Consider the following 19,024-nt stretch of genomic DNA (forward strand, 5'->3'; position numbering starts at 1 on the left):
TCTGTTCGCTCGACTTGCATGTATTAGGCACGCCGCCAGCGTTCGTCCTGAGCCAGGATCAAACTCTCCATAAAAAGAAATTTGATTAGCTCAAATTGTTTTGCTGGCATCATGTTTGATGTCCAAATTTTTGTTTCGTTCACTAACTCAAGGTTAACTACTAAAAACTTTATTGATTACGTTTTGCTTGTTCAGTTTTCAAGGTTCATTTTGTTACCGTTTCGCAACAGCAACTTTTATATAATAACATATCGTTAATCATGTGTCAACAACTAAATTCTTTGATTTAATTCATTTGTTTTTCAGCAGTTATCTTAACGACTCTTATTACTATACCACAATATTTTTGTATTGCAAGCATTTTATAAGAAAAATATTAAAGCAGTTATCCCTAGTACTCCCGGGATACCTAGTATCGCAATTGTTAGAACAGAAAATAGATTAATAGGTACATTATAGCCGGCATACCCCACGCCTAAATGAATAATAAATAATAGAAGAAAGGCAAAGGCAAATCTAAACCAAAAAACAGACATTCCTTCTAATATTTTTCCCATTTTAGCATGTCTTATTATTATATAAAGAAAAAGAAGCACTACAGGCACACAAAAACTCATAATTACGAACCCGGACACACGGTTTCCCCCTTAAAGTATATAATTACGAAAGTTTATGTTTCCTGTTTTGCTTCTATGAATATCAATTATGCCTCGGCATAATTACAGCCGGAGGCATTAACTTATTATTTAATTAATACTTTTCGAATTCTAGCTTCCTTGAATAAATAAAAATGTATACTCTCAGTTGCTTTTCGTTGAGCAATTACTTCTAGATCATAGTCATCTAGTAATTCTTCAATTATCTTTGCCTGCTGTAAATCCTCTTTTGTTTCTTTTATAAGATTTACAAGCTTGTCATCGAATTCTTTTTTTAATTTTCCCTTACTGCGGAAGAACATAGTAATCCCTCACTCACAATTCTCGGCGACCTTCCATTGCCTTCGATAACGTAACTTCATCTGCATACTCTAAATCCCCACCTACTGGTAGTCCATGAGCGATACGTGTTGTTCGAATGCCTGACGGCTTTACTAGACGAGAAATATACATAGCTGTTGCCTCGCCCTCGATAGTCGAATTCGTAGCTAAAATAAGCTCCTGAACAGTCTCATCATGCAAACGGACTAGCAGAGAAGAGACATTAATATCCTCTGGACCAATACCATCCATAGGTGAAATAGCTCCCTGTAATACATGATACATACCATTGAAATCGCGCATTTTTTCCATCGCAATCACATCTTTTGTATCTTGGACAACGCAAATAATAGAATGATCTCGTTGTTTGTCCGTACAAATATGACATGGATCTATATCAGTTATGTTGCCACACACAGAGCAGTAGCTTAAATTTCGTTTAGCATCAATTAATGCTTTTGAAAAAGATAAAACGTCATCCTCTTTCATCGTTAACACAAAAAACGCCAGACGAGCCGCGGTTTTCGGCCCGATACCTGGCAATTTCATAAAACTATCAATCAGTTTCGATATTGGTTCTGGGTAGTACATTTATTTACCTCCTAGAATGGAAGGTTCATGCCTTGAGTGAATTTACCCATAGTTGCATTCGTTTTTTCATCTACTTTTTTCAATGCTTCATTTGCAGCAACAACGATTAAATCTTGTAGCATTTCGATATCGTCTGGATCTACTACTGATGGATCAAGATTTACTTCTACGATTTCACGTTGACCAGTAACAGATACTTTTACCATACCGCCGCCAGCAGCACCTTCAAATTGTTCTGCATTTAAGGCCTCTTGAGCTTCCATCATTTCTTTTTGCATTTTTTGCATTTTTTTCATCATACCTTGCATATTTCCCATTCCACGCATAAACGTATTCCTCCTAAATGATTAATCTTCAACAATTTCAATAAAATCTTTACCAAACAGCTTTTCCGCTTCTGTCACAAGTGGATCTTGTGAAGCAAGTGGTTGTGCATCATCGATAAACGGCTCTTCTGGCATCTCTGCCGGTGGTGGCTCTAATAATTCCACTCCATCATTGCCCTCAGACTGAGATTTTTTCTGCTGCTGCAAGCCATGATCACGAACAAATTCTTCACGTAATTTTAACCAGGTTTCTTCAGGTGTACAAAGCATTTCATACATAGCACCAGTTTGCCCTGCAATTAATTGTGTAAAGTGCGCTTTTAGAGATTGATTATCGGCAACCATTTGACAATGAATATCATACTTGAATTTTAACACAAAAGCACTTGAAGATGCCGCTACAGGTTCAGCCTCCGCTAAAAGAGCTGATTGAGACTTCTGCATTTGACTTAACGCCTGTGCCCAAACCGATTTTATACGTTGCACATCTTGTTTGGTTGCATCCTTTAGCACCTCTTGAATACGCCCTGTTGGTGCTTTATAGCCATTCGGACTTTTAGCTCGTGGACGTTGCTCTTTTGGTGCTTGCGCCGTCTGCATCGGCGCACCAGCTTGTAATTGTGCTGACAGTTGTTGCACCATTTGTTCAAGTGCTACTATTTTTTGAGCAAGTTCAGGGCTCATAGTAGCTTCACCTGAAGTAATTGTTTGACTAAGTATCCCACCTGAAAACTGTACCATTTTAAGTAGTGCGGTTTCTAAGTAGATCTTTGTATGATGAGAGAATCGCATTTCTTGCTGCGTTTTCGCTAAAATATCAATGTAGCCATAGAGCAGATCGGGCGCAAAATCATGCGCTAATGTAAAAACCCGCTCCTCTGGTGATACGAGCTCTAATAATTCTGCTAAATCATCGCTCGTTTGCAGCAATAATAAGTCACGGAAAAATGTAATCAAATCCTCCGAAAGGCGAAGAGGATCTTTTCCATCCGCAATAAGCTGTTCTAATAACGCAAGCATTTGCGCAACATCTTTTACTTTTAGAGCTTCTGCTAATTCATAGAAAACATCCTGACTAATGGAACCAGTAACAAGTAGTGTATCCTCAAGCTTCAGCTTTTCTCCGCTGAAGGATACGACCTGATCTAATAAGCTTAAAGCATCACGCATACCACCAGCTGCTGATTGTGCGATCACCTTCAAACCCTGTTCCTCATATGGTAACTCTATATCCTCTAATACAACTTTCATGCGCTCAATAATATCATTGGTCGAAAGACGCTTGAAATCGAAGCGCTGGCAACGTGAAATAATCGTTGCAGGCAATTTGTGGGGCTCTGTCGTTGCTAAAATAAATACAGCGTGAGAAGGTGGTTCTTCTAATGTCTTTAAAAGGGCATTGAAAGCGCTCGTAGAAAGCATATGCACTTCATCTATGATATACACTTTATATCTGCTACTTGCAGGAGCAAATCGAACTTTCTCAATAATGTCTCGTATTTCTTCAACGCGTGAATTAGACGCCGCGTCAAATTCAATAACATCTGGGTGTGAACCATCTGTAATACTTAAACAAGTAGCACATTCGTTACAAGGTTCGCTTGATGGTGCATGCTCACAGTTTAAAGCTTTTGCAAAAATTTTAGCAGTACTTGTTTTCCCAGTACCGCGTGGCCCTGAAAATAAATAAGCATGTGTTGTTTTATTCGCTAGGAGAGCATTTTGTAGCGTTCTTTTGACATGTGCTTGGCCAGACATTTCTCGAAATGATTGCGGTCGATACACACGGTAAAATGCTTGATACGTCAATGATTTCCTCTCCTCTTCTTTTTTAATTAGAATATTTCCATTATAACATTTGCCCCATTATTTATGAAATAGTGTTACTGTTTTTCACAAATTTAAGGTAATTCCCTCTACTTCAATAGAAGTAGAAAGTTCTAAGCTAGTTATTATTTTGCATAATTACTACATAAAAAAAACGCACCCGTCTATTGTAGACGGATGCGTTTGAATTGGCAATTTAATGCCGTGCACCTTTCTTCGACAGCCGCACATAAGCGTTACTCTTGTCGTTAGCTCAGATTAGGCAACCCCGCGGCACATGAATAAGACCACTTAATGCTGCTTCCTTCCGGACCTGACATGGTTCATGGGTATCCATTGCGCAGGACCCAATCGTCAACACTACGTGCAAAAGGCAGACCAAACAATACGGACAGCCTCGAAAAAGGAATTCAGTCTCGCTAGAGCGGATTGCGAGTTACAGGACACCGCTACCTTCCCACCTAGCACGGCAATAACTAGTATACTTACTGTTTTCATAAATTGCAACTTAATACACATAATATTTATATGGAATAATCTATCTTCAATGTAAATAAAGTTTTTTTTAAAAAAACATAAAAATATGTTGACGTGAATTTAAAAACATGATAAATTAAGTTTTGTCGAAAAGACATGCAGTGCTATATATTATGGAGGTATACCCAAGTCTGGCTGAAGGGATCGGTCTTGAAAACCGACAGGCGGGTAACACCGCGCGGGGGTTCGAATCCCTCTACCTCCTCCATTTTTAAAAATTCCGACTACGAATGTAGCCGTTTTTTTTTGCCCCAAAATTGTATGTAAAAATTACTTTGATACCACTTCCTCTTAGGTTGTGGTATTTTTTTATTTGTTACGAAAAATATTGATTTGATAGTTAAGACTATTCTTAAGCATTATTGTTGAAAAAAATATAATTTCACGTTCTCAAAAGTGTTTTTCTTAGCATTGTCGAATAATCAAGCTTTTTAGTACATCTTTTCTTTACTATCCCGCTCTATTAAAATTGATTAGGGAGGATTTCTTTATGCACTCAAAATTTTTTACAACTCGTACTTCCCTCACTTGGATCATCATAATTGCTTTATTAACTGCAATCGGTAGTGAGATTAAAATAATGCCTTTCACTGATACTACTTTTCGCTTTGGATTAGGAAGTATTATTTTCTTTTTATGTACACTACTTAGACCTACACCTATAATTTTGGCTGGATTTATTACAAGTATCGTGACAATAGTTTTTCGAGTTACCATTAATTATTCTTTACACGATGTTCCTTTAATAGATAGTTTACTTACACATCTACCTGCTGCTGCATTTTATGTATTGTTCGCAATATGCCTACAAATGCTTAGTATTCATCAGTATAGAGAAAAACCACTAATGCTTGGATTACTAGTTGCATTTAGTGAAGTCTTCAGTAATTTAGTAGAACAGCTAATTCGTTTTTTCATTCATTCTTATACTTTTTTACTCCTTCATGATTTACTTATACTATTAGCAGTTGCTTTATTGCGTAGCTTTTTTGTAGTAGGTATTTATAGCTCTATTTTAATTGCTGAACAAAAAAAACGTGTACAGGAAATGCTTACGATCGGCTCAGATTTATATGTTGAGACACTTTATTTAAAAAAATCTATGAACCACATCGAAACAATTACAGCAAGTGGATTTGATTTATATAGACAATTAAAGTTACTGGGCAATCGTGAGGAAAGTTTACAGGCACTCCATATTGCCCAGGAAATTCATGAAGTAAAGAAAGATTCACAACGTATTTATGCAGGTATTTCTAAAATTGTTGGTGAGAAGAGTTTTGGCACCCTTAGGTTGTCTGAATTATTACATTATATTGAAGACGGCAATAGTAAATACGCTGAATTACTCGAAAAAAATATTGAGTTTAAAGTAAGTATAGACACCGATTTTCAAACGAAAGAACATATTGCATTGCTTGCACTTTTGAATAATTTAACAGCTAATGCTATAGAAGCAATTGAAGGACAAGGTGTTATTTCTATTGCTATTCAACAACAACAGGATGATACTGTAATAACAGTATGTGATAACGGAAAGGGTATTTCACAAAGTGACCTCTCAATTATTTTTGAACCTGGATACACCACGAAATACAATGTGGACGGTGTCGCGGCAACTGGCATTGGGCTTTCACATGTTGCTGAATTAGTTAACAAATTAAATGGCTCAATATCCGTTGAATCAAACAATCAAAACACGATGTTTAAAATTACAATTCCTACGCAAACTATTCAAACGGGAGAGACTTAAATGAGATATTTTATTGTTGATGATGATCGTGCTAGTCGAGTCATGTTAAAACAAATAATTGAAGATAGTGGTTTAGGTACAGTTATTGGTGAAGCACGCAATGGCGAGGACGCTATTCCGCAAATTTTAATGACACAGCCAGAGTTTGTGCTTATCGACTTACTTATGCCTAAGCTCGATGGGATAGCAACGGTCGAGCATCTTATTCAAAATCGATTTGAGGGACAATTTGTTATGATTTCTCAGGTAGTGAATAAGGAGATGGTTGGTGAGGCATATGAACAAGGTATAGATTTCTTTATTCATAAGCCTATAAACCGTATTGAGGTTGAGAATGTTTTACGTAAAACAACTGAACAATTTCGCCTAAAAAACTCATTGCTAGTAATTCGCCAATCACTTACAAACATTGATCTAAGTGAACAAATAAATCATAAAGCAACGTCACGAGATCATATTCAATCCATCTTAAACGATATGGGTATCGTTGGTGAAATCGGAAGTGAGGATATTATAGCCATCATCGAAACATTACTTGCTCATCAGCACAAAATCGCACCACTTCCTCCGCTAAAGGAGCTATATGAGGAAATAGCGGCTGTTACAAAGCCTACTCCAGACGAAATTTTGAAGGAAAGTAAAGCCATTGAACAGCGTGTGCGTCGTACTATTTTAGCGGCAATGATAAATCTCGCTAATTTAGGGGTCGTTGATTATACAAACTCTGAATTCGAATATTATGCACCTCGATACTTTGACTTTAAAGAGATTCGTCAACTTATGACTCAAATAGAAGACCATGAAAATCGCAAGGCAAAGGTTAACATTAAGAAATTTATTCAGGTATTATATTCAGACATTTTAACAAAATTAAATTAATTTTCTCGGATTTTGTCGGATTTCATAAGTCCTCCGTATTATTAAAGTAAGGCAAGTCCTAAAAATTTAATACTAGGGGGTACAAAGGGTTTGAAAAAGAAATTTAAAATCAGTTTAGCCACTCAAATTTTGATTGGTTTGACTTTAGGGATTATTGTTGGCGGTATCTTTTACGGAAACCCCAAAATTGAAACATATTTACAACCTTTAGGGGATATTTTCCTTCATCTAATTAAGATGATTGTTGTACCGATTATTATTTCGACTCTAATCGTTGGTGTTGCTGGAACTGGTGACATGAAAAAGCTTGGACGATTAGGTGGGAAATCACTTCTTTACTTTGAAATCATTACAACAGTAGCAATTGTAGTTGGTTTACTTTCCGCAAACATCTTCCAGCCAGGCGCTGGTGTGAACATGGAAGAGCTCTCTAAAGGAGATATTTCGGGTTACGTTGCAACTACAGAGGAAGTAAAGCACGAAGGTCCATTTGATATTCTTGTAAGCATTGTACCGACAAATATCGTTCAGGCAATGGCTGAAGGTAATATGCTTGCGATCATTTTCTTCTCTGTTATTTTCGGTTTAGGGGTTGCCGCTATTGGTGATCGAGGTAAACCAGTATTAGATTTCTTTAATGGGGTAGCAGATGCTATGTTCTGGGTAACTAACCTCGTAATGAAATTCGCTCCGATCGGGGTATTTGGTTTAATCGGTGTAACCGTTTCCAAATATGGATTTGCTTCACTAATACCACTTGGTAAACTTGCTCTACTTGTTTATGCAACAATGATATTCTTCATCTTTGTCGTTCTTGGTCTTGTAGCAAGATTCACGGGTATCAGCATTATCTTTTTAATTAAAGTACTAAAAGATGAGCTAATTTTAGCGTTCTCAACAGCTAGTTCTGAGGCAGTGTTACCACGAATCATGCTAAAAATGGAGAAATTAGGTGCTCCAAAGGATATCGTATCCTTTGTTATTCCAACTGGTTACTCCTTTAACTTAGATGGTTCAACACTGTACCAAGCTATTGCTGCGTTATTTATTGCTCAAATGTACGGTATTCACCTAAGCATTAGTGAACAAATTACGTTAATGCTTGTATTAATGGTTACATCTAAAGGGATTGCAGGTGTTCCAGGAGTATCCTTCGTTGTACTTTTAGCAACTTTAGGTACTGTCGGCATTCCAGTTGAAGGTTTAGCATTCATCGCAGGTATCGACCGTATCCTTGATATGGGACGTACAGTCGTTAACGTAATTGGTAACTCACTTGCTGCATTAGTAATGGCGAAATGGGAAGGTCGTTTCGATGCAGAAAAAATGAAAAATTACTTTAAAGATAATGAAAAGTTAGCATAAAAATTAAAAAAACCTCACGATGTATGGATGGCATCGTGAGGTTTTTTTATTTTAATCAATTATGCCTCCAGCGGATGGTTGGAAACCTGCTGAAAAGTAGCTTAACCACATCCATCTCACCACTTATAGAGGTGGGAAACTTCTGTACTTGTCGCTACACTTTCGGTACAAAAGGCATTAGCTGAAAGAAGCTAAAACTTTATCTAAATAAGCAATAATTGATTCTTTTCCATTTTCATGTGCTTCTTGTGCACGTATTTCATCCTTTTTAACTTTTGCCTCAGCAGCTGCAACAATATGCTCTGCATCTTCCTTTGGCACGACAATGACACCGTCCACATCCCCAATAATATAATCGCCTGGACGAACAGTAACGCCTCCAATAGCAATCGGAACATTTACTTTCCCACCACCGTTTTTATTGCCAGCCGCTACCGTAGTGCCCAAAGAAAAGACAGGAAAATCTAGCTCACGAATCGCTGCCATGTCACGAATAACACCATCTACGACAACGCCCTGTACACCAATCCCCTTCGCTAATGAAAGAACAAAATCTCCGGCAACCGCACGATTGGTATTCCCTTTCGCATCAATGACTAGAATATCACCTTCCTTAGCAGCTCGAATGGCTTCCAGTACCGCACCATTTTCGCCATCTGGTAAACGCACCGTTACCGCACGCCCAGTAATTTTAAAATGATCTGCTAACGGTTTAATATCACTGCGTAAATTTGTATGTCCCCCTGTCGCATCTGAAATCGCAGTCGTTGGCAAATGCTTAAAACTTACTTCCACCTTCGTCATCTATAACACCCCTATTATGATTTATGAAAGCCTTACACAATTATTGTAAATAAAATTCATCTGCTATTTCAATATATATCAGAAAATTATGTAAATAAAACATTCAATCATGTTATTGTTCGGGATTTGAACAACTCCATCAAATTACATTAAATAATTTCAATAAATTGCTTGGATTGTTTATCTAATGCCTCTGCTGCAGTTGCAATTTCAGCAAAATCATTTGTTGTAACATTAATTTGCCCATTTGTTTTTTCAACTTTTTCAGTGATACGTGTAATATTTTCCGTGACTTGTCCAATCTCTCGCTCTATGCCCTCAACATTACTTTTTACTTCTGAAATAGATTGCTCCACCCTTACAGATAGTTTTCTAACCTCTTTTGCTACCACATCAAAGCCTCGGCCATACTCACCTGCTCTTGCTGCTTCAATAGCTGCATTTAAAGCAAGTAAATTTGTCTGAGACGCGATTTCTTGAATGGTTTTCACAATACCTTTAATGGATTCAGCTTGCTTCTGTAGCTGCGCAAGATTTTTAACATTATCGACTGACTCTTGTGAAACCTCTTTGACTGTTTCCAGTAAATCCTCACAATTTTGAATACCAGCCTCTGATCGGCTATGAAGCTCTTTAGACATGACCTTTAATGTATCAGCTACATGAACAATTTCATTTTGGCGTTCAGTAATATTAGTTGCAATTTTCGATACGCCAATAACCTTTCTTGAATTATTAGCAAAGACAGGCATATAGGTAGCCTCAAGCCAAACCTTATTTCCGCTTGCATCCATTCTCTCGATTTTATCCTGATAGCTATTACCAGCAGCTAAGTTGCGCCAAAATTTTTCGTAGTTTATGCTATTCGCAAATTCCGGTAAACAAAAATCTTTATGATCTTTCCCTATCATTTCTTCCATCTTATAACCTAAAGCTTTAGCAAAACGCTCATTTACATAGGCAACTTTACGCTCCATGTCAAAACGGATAATGGCTATATTTCGCTCAATTGCCTGCACTACTAGATCGTCCGTAACTTGTGTATCTAATATTTTCTGCATAACCCACATCCAACTCTCTCCTAAAATTTCACTGAAAAATAAATTATTTTACATCAACAGCACTTAAAAAAATTATTTATTACAAAAAAACATGGGCACATTACCCATGTTTTTTTAAAAAATGTAATACTTCTTGCGATGTAGTAGCTACATGAATAATTGATTTTTGTTCAGCACGTATAAAGCCTTCCTCAAGCATTTTTTGAAATTGTTGTAGAAGCGCATCATAAAAACTATTTACATTATATAAAATTATTGGCTTTTCATGTAGTCCAATTTGTGCCCACGTAAACACTTCAAAATATTCATCCATTGTCCCGCCACCCCCAGGTAGGGCTATAAAGGCATCTGCTAACTCTATCATTTTTGCTTTACGTACATGCATAGACTCAACAAAATGAATTTCTGTTAAAGAGGCATGCGCTAATTCCCGCTTCTGTAAATGCGTTGGCATTACGCCAATAACCTCTCCGCCAGCTGCTAATACTGCGTCTGCTACTTTTCCCATTAGTCCTGTTTTCGAACCACCATAAACTACACCATGACCATTTTGAGCTAATACAGTCCCTAACTCGGCCGCCTTATCTGCATAAATTCGGTTTATGCCTAACCCAGAACCGCAATACACCGCTATTCTTATAGTAATCCCTCCTATTTCAAAAGACGTGACACAATAAGCTACATATTGTCTCACGTCTTTTTGATTATTTATTTTCTTCAATTGCTTTGCCACTTCGCGTTCGGTCAGAACGCAATGTTTTCCTTACTATACATTAAAATTTAAGCATCGTTTATTTCCTATTTACGTAAATGACTTGTTTGTTTTAACATATGACTGATGCGGCTCACAATTGCTTCAATTGCTTCAGGATTTTTTAATAAATCATAATCATTAATATCTAAACGTAGAACTGGGCATGAATTAAAGTTATTAATCCAATTCTCATAACGATCATGCATTTCAATCCAATAATCATTCGGTGTTTGTTGCTCCATCGCACGACCACGCTCTTGAATACGTCCAATAACAGAATCAATTGGTCCCTCTAAATAAACAAGTAAATCTGGATGCGGGAAATATGGCGTCATCACCATAGCATCAAATAAATTTGTATAAGTCTCGTAATCTGTTGGGCTCATTGTACCTTTGTCATAGTGCATTTTTGCAAAAATTCCTGTATCTTCGTAAATTGAACGATCTTGAATAAACCCACCGCCATACTCGAAGATACGCTTCTGCTCCTTAAAACGCTCCGCTAAAAAATACACCTGTAAATGGAAGCTCCATTTTTCAAAGTCCTCGTAAAACTTATCTAAGTATGGATTGGTATCTACCTTTTCAAATGACGTACGAAAGTTTAACGCCTCTGCTAGCGCCTTTGTCATCGTTGATTTTCCTACACCAACCGTACCAGCGATTGTAATGACTGTTTGTGGAGGAATATCGTATTTCTCTCTCAAATTCATTGCTGCAAGCTCCTTTGTTGTAACGTATCCTTTATTGTTTGTAAAACATATTTCAAATCATCTGGATTTTTAACAAAATCAAGCTGATCACCATTAAATCGAATAACAGGAATTTCGGGATGCATTTTCTCAAAATGCTCGATAAAGGTATGATAATCTGCCACAAGTTGTTCCATGTAATCTCTTGAAATCATTTTTTCAAATTCACGACCACGCATTGCAATACGTTTCATTAACGTATCCACACTGGCATGTAAATAAATAACAACATTTGGAACAGGCATATCTTTCGTTAATATTTTATAAATTTCTTCGTATTTATCGTACTCAGTTGATAACAATGTACGCTTGGCAAATATTAAATTTTTAAAAATATGGTAGTCCGCTACAACAGGTTTTTCATGTGTCAAACGGAATTTTTTAATATCTGATAATTGTTTATAGCGATTACATAGGAAGAACATTTCTGTTTGGAAGCTCCATTCCTCAATGTTCTCATAAAACTTATTTAAAAAAGGGTTTTCGTCTACTATTTCTTTTAATAGATGGTAATTAAATGTCGTTGCAATCTCTTTCGATAAAGAGGTTTTACCAACACCAATCGGACCTTCTACCGTAACAAATGGAATCGTCACCAGAAGCTCCTCCTTTATGTTCTATGGATTCTATAGTCAGTATTTTTCATTGTATCATAGTGAGAAAATGAAAAACAGAATCAAGCTAGTTCTCTATTAAAATAGATGACAAAAAACGACAATCAGGATGTGAAGTTCTAAGCCTGAGTTCCTCTATTTCAGCGGATGCTTTATACCCACTAAAAGAAAATAAAAAATAGACCCACAAAAGTGGATCTATTGTTACCCTTATAATTTAACTCGCTGTAAACGCAGTGCATTTAAAACGACAGATACCGAACTAAACGCCATCGCTGCACCCGCTACCCAAGGAGCTAACAGTCCAAATGCAGCAATCGGAATACCTAATGTATTGTAAGCAAATGCCCAGAATAAGTTTTGTTTAATGTTACGCATTGTTTTACGACTCATAATGATGGCATCTGCAATACTGTTTAAATCACCACGAATTAGCGTAATATCTGCTGCCTCCATTGCAACGTCGGTACCGGTACCGATTGCCATCCCAATATTAGCTGTCGCAAGTGCGGGTGCATCATTAATGCCATCACCAACCATCGCCACTTTTTTACCCGTAGCTTGCAGTTTTTTTACTTCATCTGCTTTGCCTTCTGGAAGAACTTCAGCAATCACATGATTCACGCCAACTTCTGTTCCGATTGCTTGTGCTGTACGTTCATTATCACCAGTCATCATAATCACAGTAATACCCATTTCTTGTAGACGATGAACTGCCTCTTTTGAAGTATCTTTAACTGTATCAGCAACTGCTACTAGACCCGCATACTGACCGTTAATAGCAGCTAACATCGCGGTTTTGCCGTTTTTCTCTAATTGCTCCATTGTTGGTAGAATGTCATCAATATGAATCCCATATTGATGCATCAATTTACGTGTACCGATTATAACCCCTTGACCAGAGACAGTCGCTTGCACACCGTAACCTGGTATCGCTTCAAAGAATTGACCATCTCCTAGTTCAACGCCACGATCAGCAATGCCTTGAACAATAGCTTCTGCTAACGGATGTTCGGATTGCTTCTCCGCTGCACCAATTAACGATAAAAAGCGTACTTCGTCTTGATTTGCTGTTAGTACGATATCCGTTAAGACAGGTTTGCCATGTGTTACTGTACCTGTTTTATCAACAACCACTGTGTCAATGCTTTGAGTTTGCTCTAAATGCTCTCCACCTTTAAATAAAATACCAAATTCCGCCGCACGACCAGAGCCCGCCATAATAGATGTTGGTGTTGCTAAACCAAGCGCACATGGACATGCGATCACAAGAACTGCAATTAATACTTCAAGTGCTGGCGTAAACTCACCTGGTTGCACCCAAATAATCCAAACTAAAAATGTGACAACAGCAATGCCTACAACAATGGGTACAAATATACCTGAAATTTGGTCTGCCAAGCGTTGAATCGGTGCTTTTGAGCCTTGTGCATCTTCTACAACTTTAATAATTTGAGCTAATGCTGTATCGCGACCAACTTTAGTTGCTGTCATTTTAATAAAACCATTTTTATTAATAGTTGAACCGAATAATAGGTCACCCTGCTTTTTATCAACTGGTAAACTTTCTCCAGTTAACATTGATTCATCAACAGCTGTTGTTCCTTCTAATACTTCACCATCAACTGGAATTTTTTCACCTGGTTTTACTAAAATAATATTCCCAATAGCTACTTCTTCTAATGGTACTTCTTTCTCAACACCGTCTCGAATAACGACCGCCGTTTTCGCTTGAAGTCCCATTAATTTTTTAATAGCTTCTGACGAGCGGCCTTTTGCTTTTGCCTCAAATAATTTACCTAATAAAATTAAAGTAATTAATACTGCACTTGTTTCAAAATAAAGGTGAGGGCTATGATGTGATCCTGCAGTTACAATAGCTTGATACAAACTATAAAAATAAGCAGCAGATGTGCCCATTACGACAAGTACATCCATATTGGCACTACCATTACGCAAAGCTTTATAGGCGCCAATATAAAATTGTTTTCCAATGATAAATTGAACAGGAGTGGCCAGCACCATTTGCACCCACGGATTCATTAAAAATTCTGGAACATATAAAAATGATGTAAAAGAAAAGTGTCCTACCATCGTCCAAAGTAGTGGTAATGAAAGAATGGCCGATAAAATAAATTTATGTTGCTGTTGTTTGATGGCTAGTTCTCGATGATCTACTGTCTCTTGCTCATCTGCTTTTTGATGCGCTTCATATCCTAATTTTTCAACCTTCGCAATAATATCTGCAATCGTCACTTCAGATGGGTTAAACTCTATAGTTGCTTTTTCCAGCGCTAAGTTTACGTTCGCAGAGGATACACCTGCTAATTTATTTAAACCCTTTTCTATCCGTGTTGCGCAGGCCGCACATGTCATACCTGTAATATTGAATTCCGTTTTTTGTTTAACGACACCATAACCAAGTGCTTCAATTTTCTTTTCAAAGTCTTCTTCATTTAGTTTTGCCGGATCGTATTTAATGGACGATTTTTCAAGAGCTAAATTAACCGTCGCTTGTTCTACACCATCCATTTTATTTAAACCTTTTTCTATACGAGTTGCACAGGCCGCACATGTCATACCTGTAATTTGCAAATTCGCTTCCTTTATTTCTGAACTCATGATTATTTCTCCTCCCTACATACCAACAGGGGGTATGTGTAATTGAAAATAATAGAGTGCTACTTGAGCACCCTATCTATATTATTTAACGTCATAGCCTTGATCGTCGATTGTTTCTTTAATTTGATCTAGAGATACTTGTGTTTCATCAAATGCTACATCTACTAAACCGTCAGCTAAGTTTACTTTTACTTGTTCAACGCCTGCTAAAGCTCCAACACTTTTTTCCACTGAGTTTACACAATGTCCACATGACATTCCTTGTACGTTTAAAGTTACGTTTTGCATAAATATCTCTCCTTTAATTTCATACTATATAGGGGTATATTTTCATGAAAAAAACTTTTATTTCTTCATTAACTTTTGAATGGTCACTACTAATTCATCTAACACTGCTTCATCACCTTCTGATAAGCGATCTACTACACATCCCTTTAAATGACCTTCTAATAATATTTTTGCTACACTATTTAAAGCAGACTGTGTGGCAGACAGTTGCGTAATAATATCATCGCAGTAAACATCTTTGTCAATCATCCCTTTAATGCCTCGGATTTGACCTTCGATTCGATTTAAACGAGTCGTTAAATCTTTTTTTACGCGTTCAGGATGATGGCTTTTTCGACACGACATACCTTCCTCTGTATGACAAACATCCTTTTTCACTATATCCTCCATACAATACACCTCCTACTCACACTCATCATACTATACCCACGAAGGGTATGTGAAGTGTAAAAAGAACTAAATATATTTATTAATGATGATGGTGATTCGACTGCTCAGTTTTTATTGTACATAAAATGGATTGATCATGCTTATGTGCTACTGTTTCCAACTGAATCGTTACATGCTTTATGCCCTTATGCTCAAGATTATGTTCAATTTCACGTAATATATGCTCACCATCCGCAATTTTTAGCTGATCATCGACAACGGCATGACAAGAAAGTGCATTTGTTCCACTTGTTATTGTCCAAATGTGTAAATCATGAATGCTATGAACACCATTTGTTTGTACAATAGTTTGTACGATTTCTTCAACGTCAACGTTTGAAGGTGTGCCTTCCATGAGAACATGGACAGCAGCCTTCGTTACATAGTAGCCGCTTCTTAATACTAATGCTGCAACAATAACACTCGCGAGTGGATCAGCCCAGCCCCAGCCAAAAAACATTATTAACAGTGCGGCAACAATGGCCCCTACCGATCCAAGCATATCGCTTAATACGTGTAAAAAGGCACCTCGCATATTTAAATTATCTTTTGTATCACTACCACGCATCATAATCCAAGCTACCAAAATATTTATTAAAAGACCTATCGTACTTATTACTAGCATACCTGTAGTTGCCACTTCTGGTGGATTTGCAAAACGTTCTATTGCTTCATAGAAAATAAACAAAGCAATAAAAATTAATGTCACACCATTTAAAACTGCAGCTAAAATTTCAAATCGTTTATATCCATATGTTTTACTATAGTTTGCAGCCTTTTCTCCAAACATAAAAGCAAGCAAAGCAATTGCTAAAGAAATGGAGTCACTTAACATATGTCCTGCATCGGATAAAAGAGCCAAACTATTTGTTAAATAGCCACCAATTGCTTCCACAACCATATAACTCGTAATAATAATGAATGATAAGATTAACACCTTTTTATTTGCGCCATGTGTATGGTCATGGCTGTGATCATGATTATGTCCCATTTCTCATCCCCCCATTAGTTCTAGTTATGTGTAGCATGCTCAATAGCTTGCATTAACAAATTCATAATGTGATCATCATCTGTTGAATAATATAAGGTTGTGCCTTCCCTTCTATATTTCACTAACCGTAAATTTTTTAAAAAACGTAACTGATGTGAAACTGTTGATTGGCCTAAATCTAAAATTTCAGCGATGTCGTTGACTGAATGCTCATCCGTACATAATAAATTCAAAATGCGAATTCTTGTCGGATCACTTAAAGCTTTAAATGTTTGAGACACGACGAATAGTGTCTCTTCGTCTAAATGTTGTTCTTTGTTATTATGAACCTCTATACTTTGTAATTTTTCGTCCATTTAGCTTACCCCTAACTTTTATATTTATATATGAGCATGTATTCATATATAAATATAGATGGTTGTTTTGAATATGTCAACGTTTTAACTTCTCACATAATACGGAGGAGATGTTGCCGAGACTTAATTGACAGTAGCAATTGTCAATTAAGCAGGATACACTAAATGATAAGGAGAGATCATAGTGGATATTTTTGAAACAGACCGATTGTTTATGAACAGTGCACTGGAAGAAGCTAAGAAAGCAGCTTTACTTGGGGAAGTACCGATAGGAGCTGTGCTTGTCTACGATGGAGAGATTATTGCTCGTGCTCATAATTTACGAGAAACAACACAAAACGCGACGACGCACGCTGAACTAATGGTTATTCAAGAGGCTTGTAAAAAAATAGGTAGCTGGCGTCTTGAAAAAACAACACTTTATGTGACGCTTGAACCTTGCCCTATGTGTGCAGGTGCCATTTTACAATCTCGTGTGCCACGTGTTGTATATGGTGCAAGAGATATAAAAGCTGGTTGTGTAGATTCACTATATCGTTTATTAAACGATGCACGCTTTAACCATGAATGTGAAGTAACAGAAGGAATTTTAGCTGGGGAATGTGGACAAATCTTAACCGATTTTTTCCGAGCATTACGCGAACGAAAAAAGGCCGAGAAAAAAGCGCGACAAGCTCTAATTATTGAAAATGAAAATTTTTAATAAAAACTTCACGCTATTGGTTAAAAAGAAAAACTACTGTTGAAATGTCAACAGTAGTTTTTCCATTTATTTACTCCGATTACTTTGGAGCAATTACTTCTTTTCCGCCCATATATGGTCTTAATACTTCAGGAATCACTACGCTTCCATCTGCTTGTTGATAGTTTTCTAGGATTGCTGCTACTGTACGGCCAATTGCAAGACCTGAGCCGTTTAATGTGTGTACATACTCTGGCTTTGCATTTGGCTCACGGCGGAAGCGAATATTTGCTCGACGTGCTTGGAAATCTTCGAAGTTAGAACAAGAAGAAATTTCACGGTACATGTTTTGCGCCGGAATCCAAACCTCTAAATCATATTTCTTCGCTGCAGTAAATCCTAAATCAGCTGTACACATTTTTAGTTTACGGTATGGTAACCCTAATAATTGCAGTACTTTTTCAGCATGACCTGTTAATAGTTCTAGCTGTTCATAAGATTCTTCTGGTTTTACAAATCGTACTAATTCTACTTTGTTGAATTGATGTTGACGAATTAAACCACGTGTATCGCGACCCGCAGATCCTGCCTCTGAACGGAAGCAAGCACTATATGCTGCAAAGCCTTGTGGTAATGCTTCGGCAGGTAAAATTTCATCACGATAGAAGTTTGTCACAGGTACCTCTGCTGTTGGAATCATGAAATAATCTGTGTCATCTAATTTAAAGACATCTTCTTCAAATTTAGGCAGTTGCCCTGTACCTGTTAAGCTATCGCGATTGACAATTACAGGTGGTAGCATTTCTTCATAGCCATGCTCTTCTGCATGTAAGTCCATCATAAACGTCATTAATGCACGTTCTAAACGAGCACCAAGACCACGATAGAATAAGAAACGACTACCCGTCACTTTTGCACCACGTTCAAAGTCAACAATTTGTAAGTCCGTAGCGAGATCCCAGTGTGCTTTAATGTCAAAATCAAATGTTGGTACCTCACCCCAAGTATATTCCTCTACATTATCGTCCTCTGTTGTGCCAACTGGTACAGATTCATGTGGAACGTTTGGTAAACGCATCATCATATCTTTAAAGCGTTCTTCTACCTCATTTAATTGGACATCTAACTCTTTAATTTCATCGCCAACCTGACGCATACGCGCAATGACTTCATCCGCATTTTCTTTGTTACGTTTCATAACAGAAATTTGCTCAGATACTTTATTACGTTCAGCTTTAAGCTCTTCTGTTTTTGCAATTAATTCACGACGCTTTGCATCTAATTCTTCAAAATCGTCTAAGTTTCCTAAATCCTCATTACGTGTTAACAGCATTTCTTTAATTTCCGCGAAATTGTCGCGCACGCGTTTAATATCTAACATCGTCATACCTCCAGTAGATTGTTAATGATGGGAAA

At 37.2% G+C, this 19,024-nt stretch carries 20 protein-coding genes, 1 tRNA gene, 1 rRNA gene, 1 other RNA gene and 1 pseudogene; 5 read left to right on the forward strand and 19 right to left on the reverse strand.

All coding sequences use genetic code 11. The annotated features are described in order from the left end of the window. From BFJ97_RS22225 to ffs, 7 genes are all read right to left on the reverse strand, one after another. A 16S ribosomal RNA gene (locus BFJ97_RS22225) occupies positions 1 to 74 on the reverse strand; the annotation flags it as partial. Positions 75 to 362: 288 nt separating this feature from the next. Then, positions 363 to 635 carry a pro-sigmaK processing inhibitor BofA family protein gene (locus tag BFJ97_RS22230; protein WP_068986795.1) on the reverse strand — a complete coding sequence of 91 codons (273 nt, stop codon included), beginning with the start codon at positions 633 to 635 and terminating at the stop codon, positions 363 to 365. Between the two features lie 107 nt (positions 636 to 742). After that, a complete protein-coding gene (locus tag BFJ97_RS22235; RefSeq protein ID WP_068986796.1) occupies positions 743 to 958 on the reverse strand; it encodes a YaaL family protein in 216 nt (71 codons plus the stop codon). Between the two features lie 13 nt (positions 959 to 971). After that, complete coding sequence (gene recR / locus BFJ97_RS22240) at positions 972 to 1,568, reverse strand: recombination mediator RecR (RefSeq protein ID WP_068986797.1); 597 nt, start codon at positions 1,566 to 1,568, stop codon at positions 972 to 974. An 11-nt stretch (positions 1,569 to 1,579) separates the two neighbouring features. After that, entirely contained in the window at positions 1,580 to 1,894 is a 315-nt protein-coding gene (locus tag BFJ97_RS22245) for a YbaB/EbfC family nucleoid-associated protein (protein WP_053593603.1), read from the reverse strand. 21 nt (positions 1,895 to 1,915) lie between these two features. Further along, complete coding sequence (gene dnaX / locus BFJ97_RS22250; RefSeq protein ID WP_068986798.1) at positions 1,916 to 3,703, reverse strand: DNA polymerase III subunit gamma/tau; 1,788 nt, start codon at positions 3,701 to 3,703, stop codon at positions 1,916 to 1,918. 220 nt (positions 3,704 to 3,923) lie between these two features. After that, an RNA gene (gene ffs, locus BFJ97_RS22255) (signal recognition particle sRNA large type) lies at positions 3,924 to 4,191 on the reverse strand. Positions 4,192 to 4,373: 182 nt separating this feature from the next. Between ffs and BFJ97_RS22260 the strand changes: the two genes are divergently transcribed. From BFJ97_RS22260 to BFJ97_RS22275, 4 genes are all read left to right on the forward strand, one after another. After that, positions 4,374 to 4,466 (forward strand) — tRNA-Ser (locus tag BFJ97_RS22260). A gap of 282 nt (positions 4,467 to 4,748) precedes the next feature. Further along, entirely contained in the window at positions 4,749 to 6,011 is a 1,263-nt protein-coding gene (locus tag BFJ97_RS22265; protein ID WP_068986799.1) for an ATP-binding protein, read from the forward strand. Further along, positions 6,012 to 6,890 (forward strand): response regulator, encoded by an 879-nt coding sequence (locus BFJ97_RS22270; RefSeq protein ID WP_068986800.1) that lies wholly within the window; start codon positions 6,012 to 6,014, stop codon positions 6,888 to 6,890. A gap of 90 nt (positions 6,891 to 6,980) precedes the next feature. Beyond that, positions 6,981 to 8,255: a cation:dicarboxylate symporter family transporter gene (locus BFJ97_RS22275; protein WP_068986801.1), complete on the forward strand. Its 1,275-nt coding sequence runs from the start codon at positions 6,981 to 6,983 to the stop codon at positions 8,253 to 8,255. A gap of 177 nt (positions 8,256 to 8,432) precedes the next feature. On the opposite strand, the gene BFJ97_RS22280 is transcribed toward BFJ97_RS22275, so the two are convergent. The 11 genes and pseudogenes from BFJ97_RS22280 to BFJ97_RS22325 form a co-directional block, all read right to left on the reverse strand. Next, on the reverse strand, positions 8,433 to 9,059 hold the full coding sequence (locus BFJ97_RS22280; RefSeq protein ID WP_068986802.1) for an RraA family protein: 627 nt from the start codon (positions 9,057 to 9,059) through the stop codon (positions 8,433 to 8,435). Positions 9,060 to 9,208: 149 nt separating this feature from the next. Next, positions 9,209 to 9,700 carry a methyl-accepting chemotaxis protein gene (locus BFJ97_RS25860; RefSeq protein ID WP_263297618.1) on the reverse strand — a complete coding sequence of 164 codons (492 nt, stop codon included), beginning with the start codon at positions 9,698 to 9,700 and terminating at the stop codon, positions 9,209 to 9,211. 45 nt (positions 9,701 to 9,745) lie between these two features. Continuing rightward, a pseudogene (locus BFJ97_RS25865) lies at positions 9,746 to 10,129 on the reverse strand (PAS domain-containing protein); the annotation flags it as partial. 91 nt (positions 10,130 to 10,220) lie between these two features. Continuing rightward, the gene (locus BFJ97_RS22290; RefSeq protein WP_223556717.1) at positions 10,221 to 10,841 is read right to left on the reverse strand and encodes a TIGR00730 family Rossman fold protein; all 621 of its coding nucleotides are present in this window, start codon (positions 10,839 to 10,841) and stop codon (positions 10,221 to 10,223) included. 77 nt (positions 10,842 to 10,918) lie between these two features. Then, positions 10,919 to 11,587, reverse strand: coding sequence for a deoxynucleoside kinase (locus BFJ97_RS22295; protein ID WP_068986804.1), 669 nt, complete (start codon positions 11,585 to 11,587; stop codon positions 10,919 to 10,921). Then, the gene (locus BFJ97_RS22300) at positions 11,584 to 12,222 is read right to left on the reverse strand and encodes a deoxynucleoside kinase (protein ID WP_068986805.1); all 639 of its coding nucleotides are present in this window, start codon (positions 12,220 to 12,222) and stop codon (positions 11,584 to 11,586) included. Before BFJ97_RS22300 ends, BFJ97_RS22295 begins: the two co-directional genes overlap by 4 nt. Positions 12,223 to 12,450: 228 nt before the next feature. Continuing rightward, complete coding sequence (locus BFJ97_RS22305; protein WP_068986806.1) at positions 12,451 to 14,862, reverse strand: heavy metal translocating P-type ATPase; 2,412 nt, start codon at positions 14,860 to 14,862, stop codon at positions 12,451 to 12,453. Positions 14,863 to 14,943: 81 nt separating this feature from the next. After that, on the reverse strand, positions 14,944 to 15,150 hold the full coding sequence (gene copZ / locus BFJ97_RS22310; protein ID WP_068986807.1) for a copper chaperone CopZ: 207 nt from the start codon (positions 15,148 to 15,150) through the stop codon (positions 14,944 to 14,946). A 57-nt stretch (positions 15,151 to 15,207) separates the two neighbouring features. Next, complete coding sequence (locus BFJ97_RS22315; protein ID WP_068986808.1) at positions 15,208 to 15,540, reverse strand: metal-sensitive transcriptional regulator; 333 nt, start codon at positions 15,538 to 15,540, stop codon at positions 15,208 to 15,210. A 79-nt stretch (positions 15,541 to 15,619) separates the two neighbouring features. Next, positions 15,620 to 16,570, reverse strand: a complete 951-nt coding sequence (locus BFJ97_RS22320) for a cation diffusion facilitator family transporter (protein WP_068986809.1) — start codon at positions 16,568 to 16,570, stop codon at positions 15,620 to 15,622. Positions 16,571 to 16,590: 20 nt separating this feature from the next. After that, entirely contained in the window at positions 16,591 to 16,926 is a 336-nt protein-coding gene (locus BFJ97_RS22325) for an ArsR/SmtB family transcription factor (protein WP_068986810.1), read from the reverse strand. A 184-nt stretch (positions 16,927 to 17,110) separates the two neighbouring features. Between BFJ97_RS22325 and tadA the strand changes: the two genes are divergently transcribed. Then, positions 17,111 to 17,629 (forward strand): tRNA adenosine(34) deaminase TadA, encoded by a 519-nt coding sequence (gene tadA / locus BFJ97_RS22330; RefSeq protein WP_175401841.1) that lies wholly within the window; start codon positions 17,111 to 17,113, stop codon positions 17,627 to 17,629. Between the two features lie 79 nt (positions 17,630 to 17,708). Here the strand turns inward: tadA and serS are convergent, their stop codons facing one another. Continuing rightward, positions 17,709 to 18,989 (reverse strand): serine--tRNA ligase, encoded by a 1,281-nt coding sequence (gene serS / locus BFJ97_RS22335; protein WP_068986811.1) that lies wholly within the window; start codon positions 18,987 to 18,989, stop codon positions 17,709 to 17,711. Between the last annotated feature and the right edge of the window lie 35 nt (positions 18,990 to 19,024).

Origin of the sequence: Lysinibacillus xylanilyticus (genome assembly GCF_001708185.1) — a bacterium.
GTDB lineage: Bacteria > Bacillota > Bacilli > Bacillales_A > Planococcaceae > Lysinibacillus > Lysinibacillus xylanilyticus_A.

What these genes read in the sequence shown, in the direction of transcription:
- BFJ97_RS22235 (WP_068986796.1), bottom strand. Translation starts at nt 958, where the DNA reads ATGTTCTTCCGCAGTAAGGGAAAATTAAAAAAAGAATTCGATGACAAG.
- recR (WP_068986797.1), bottom strand. Translation starts at nt 1,568, where the DNA reads ATGTACTACCCAGAACCAATATCGAAACTGATTGATAGTTTTATGAAA.
- BFJ97_RS22245 (WP_053593603.1), bottom strand. Translation starts at nt 1,894, where the DNA reads ATGCGTGGAATGGGAAATATGCAAGGTATGATGAAAAAAATGCAAAAA.
- BFJ97_RS22265 (WP_068986799.1), top strand. Translation starts at nt 4,749, where the DNA reads ATGCACTCAAAATTTTTTACAACTCGTACTTCCCTCACTTGGATCATC.
- BFJ97_RS22270 (WP_068986800.1), top strand. Translation starts at nt 6,012, where the DNA reads ATGAGATATTTTATTGTTGATGATGATCGTGCTAGTCGAGTCATGTTA.
- BFJ97_RS22280 (WP_068986802.1), bottom strand. Translation starts at nt 9,059, where the DNA reads ATGACGAAGGTGGAAGTAAGTTTTAAGCATTTGCCAACGACTGCGATT.
- BFJ97_RS25860 (WP_263297618.1), bottom strand. Translation starts at nt 9,700, where the DNA reads ATGTCTAAAGAGCTTCATAGCCGATCAGAGGCTGGTATTCAAAATTGT.
- BFJ97_RS22295 (WP_068986804.1), bottom strand. Translation starts at nt 11,587, where the DNA reads ATGAATTTGAGAGAGAAATACGATATTCCTCCACAAACAGTCATTACA.
- BFJ97_RS22305 (WP_068986806.1), bottom strand. Translation starts at nt 14,862, where the DNA reads ATGAGTTCAGAAATAAAGGAAGCGAATTTGCAAATTACAGGTATGACA.
- copZ (WP_068986807.1), bottom strand. Translation starts at nt 15,150, where the DNA reads ATGCAAAACGTAACTTTAAACGTACAAGGAATGTCATGTGGACATTGT.
- BFJ97_RS22315 (WP_068986808.1), bottom strand. Translation starts at nt 15,540, where the DNA reads ATGGAGGATATAGTGAAAAAGGATGTTTGTCATACAGAGGAAGGTATG.
- BFJ97_RS22320 (WP_068986809.1), bottom strand. Translation starts at nt 16,570, where the DNA reads ATGGGACATAATCATGATCACAGCCATGACCATACACATGGCGCAAAT.
- BFJ97_RS22325 (WP_068986810.1), bottom strand. Translation starts at nt 16,926, where the DNA reads ATGGACGAAAAATTACAAAGTATAGAGGTTCATAATAACAAAGAACAA.
- serS (WP_068986811.1), bottom strand. Translation starts at nt 18,989, where the DNA reads ATGTTAGATATTAAACGCGTGCGCGACAATTTCGCGGAAATTAAAGAA.